Consider the following 2,648-nt stretch of genomic DNA (forward strand, 5'->3'; position numbering starts at 1 on the left):
CCCCCACCGGGCCGCCTCGCACGCTCCGGCGCAGCGAACCCGCTGGCGCCGCGCCCTCCCAGCCGAGCCCGAGGAACATCTGTGTCCCGCATGCGCCGCTCCGCCCTCCTGGTGACCTCCGTGATCGCGGTGGCGCTCCCCGCAGCGACCGGTCTCACCCCTCCCGCCGCCCAGGGCGCTCCCGGCGGCACGACCTGTGGGACGTCGTCACGGATCGAGGGCGACTTCCGGTCGGTCTCGAAGCCACCCTCGCTGTCGGGGCCCCTCGTCGCCCACGCCGTCGAGCCGGCCGACCCGCGCACGGTCTACCTCGCCGACCCGACGACTGTGGTGGTCAGCAACGACTCCGGGTGCACCCGGAACGAGGTGCTCACGGTCCCCAGCGCCCCCGAGACGAGCATCCGCTCGCTGAGCGTCCCCGACACCGGCGTCCCCACCGGCCGGCTGCTGGTCGTCGTCGGGACCGAGCCTGCGGGCACCCCCGGGCTCGCGGGCACGAGCACCGTGTGGAGCCGCACCTCGGCCGGAGGTCCCTTCCGGCAGAGCGCGCCGCTGCCGGGTCGCGTCGCCCCGGCCATCGCCCCGGGCGACCCGGACGTCGTCTACCTGGCGACCACCGACGAGGCGTCGATCAGCCTCGCCCCCTTGCGCAGCCGCGACGGTGGTGCCACCTTCACTCCCGCGCGCGGCGTGCGCACCTTCCCGACACCGGGCGGTCCGGAGCTCGACGCCGCACCACGCACTGCGGCCACCGATCCCGGGGCCTCCGGTGTCGTGCTCGTCGGGTCGGCGTCCCTCCAGCGCAGCACCGATGGCGGCGACTCCTGGCAGACGGTGCTGGGCGCCACCGACGTCGGCTACTCCCACGCCCTCGCCGTGCACCCCGCGGGGGCGGCGGCAGGTCAGGCCGTCGTGGTCGGCACCTCGCAGAGCAACACCCCCCTCGACGACCCGAGCGCCACGCTCTGGTCCGTGCCACCGAACGGCGGCGCTCCGCAGGCGCTGCCCACCGGAGCGCCGCTGGCCGGCGTGCCCCAGTCGTTGGCCCTGGGGCGCACCACCGACGAGGTGGTGCTCACCAGCGCGGGTCTGCCGCCACACATCTCCGACGGCTACAGCGGCCCCGGCACCCTGCTCCTGCTCGACAGCGTCGCCGACACCTGGGTCGACGTCGCCGACGGTCGCGGGCAACCCCTCCTCGACGCCGTCGTCGACCGCACCGCCGACCCGGCGGTGCACCTGCACTCCTCGTCGCTCTCCGAGCCGCGCGGCCGCGACGAGTACGTCGTCTACTCACCACCCGCCGTCGGCTCGGTGGTCCCCCCGACCGTGGACGACGGCACCGGCACCGGGAGCGGTCCCCCGGCCGCTCCCGGTTTCCCGCCCGCACCGGCGGCGTGTCCCGACAGCCGCCCCTTCGAGGCGCCCGCAGTCCGGGCCGGCGACGCGACCCTGACGCCGACCGACGCAGCAGTCGTCCCCGATCCGGGCGGTCGCGCCACCCACCAGGCGGTGCTGGACCTCCCAGGCGACACCTCGGCCCTGGACCTGCACCTGCTGCTGGACGTCTCGGACTCGATGGGTCCCGCCGCCGCCGGTGTGGTGTGCGGTCTCGAGGAGCTCGTCACCGGGCTCGCCGACGACGGGGTCGACGTCCGGGTGGGGCTGAGCACCTTCCACGACGCCGGCCCGGGCCAGCGCTACCGGCGCGAGGTCGACCTCGCACCGCCCGGCCGGCCCCTGCAGCGAACGCTGCGGAGCGTCGAGCCGATGGGCGGCGAGGAGACGCACCGCACCGCACTCCTCCAGACCGTCACCGGCTCCGGCCTGACCGTCGACGGCACCGAGCTGGTCGAGCCAGGACAAGGAGCCACGTTCCGCGAGGACGCCCTCAAGGTGGTCCTCCACCTCACCGACGAGCCGTGGACCGCCACCACCCCGGGTGAGCCGTCGCCCTTCGCGGTCGTCGAGGCGCTGAGGGCCGCCGACGTGCGTCACGTCGGCATTCAGGTCGTCTCGGAGGACCCGGTCCTCACCGCCGGCGGTGACCGCGGCGCCGGCACGGTCGACGGTCCGCTCCTGCGGACCCAGCTCGACCAGTTCTCCGTGGGCAGTGGCGCCCTGGCCCCGGCGGGCGGGGTCGACTGCGACGGCGACGGCAGCGCCGACCTGCGCGAGGACGACCCGCTGGTGTGCGTGGGTGTGAGCCGTGGCGGGGTGGTCCCGCTCGGGGCAGCGGTACGCGCGCTGGTCGACGCCCTCGACGTCCGCGGCTCCGTCGAGCTCGCGACCGAGGCTCCCGAGGGGGTCGACGTCGTCGTCGGCGCCCGCTACGACGACGTCGCCCTGCGCGAGCCGGGGCGCTACGCGTTCCCGCTGTCCCTCAGGTGTCCGAACGGCGACCCCGGCCCGCAGCCGGTCTCGCTGGTCGCCTGGGCGGGGTCGGTCCCGGTCGCCGAGGCCGCCGTCCGGCTGCGCTGCTCGTCGGTGGCTGTCCCCGCGCCCGCTCCTGTCCCGAGCGCGGACGAGGCGCCGGGTCCGGACATCGAGGCCCTCCCCCTGGCCGGTGCTCCCGAGTCGTCGGCAGCCGCGGCGGCTCCCCCCGCACCACCGCCCCCACCGGTGCCCGTGCCCGCCCCGGCTCCCGG

1 protein-coding gene is annotated in these 2,648 nt (G+C 76.3%); it reads left to right on the forward strand.

Annotated elements, in window-relative coordinates:
• Positions 1 to 81: 81 nt before the first annotated feature.
• The coding region (locus VOI19_RS17840; RefSeq protein WP_323794291.1) for a vWA domain-containing protein at positions 82 to 2,648 on the forward strand (2,567 nt) is incomplete at its 3' end.

Origin of the sequence: Nocardioides sp., assembly GCF_034670285.1 — a bacterium.
Classification (GTDB): Bacteria; Actinomycetota; Actinomycetes; order Propionibacteriales; family Nocardioidaceae; genus Nocardioides.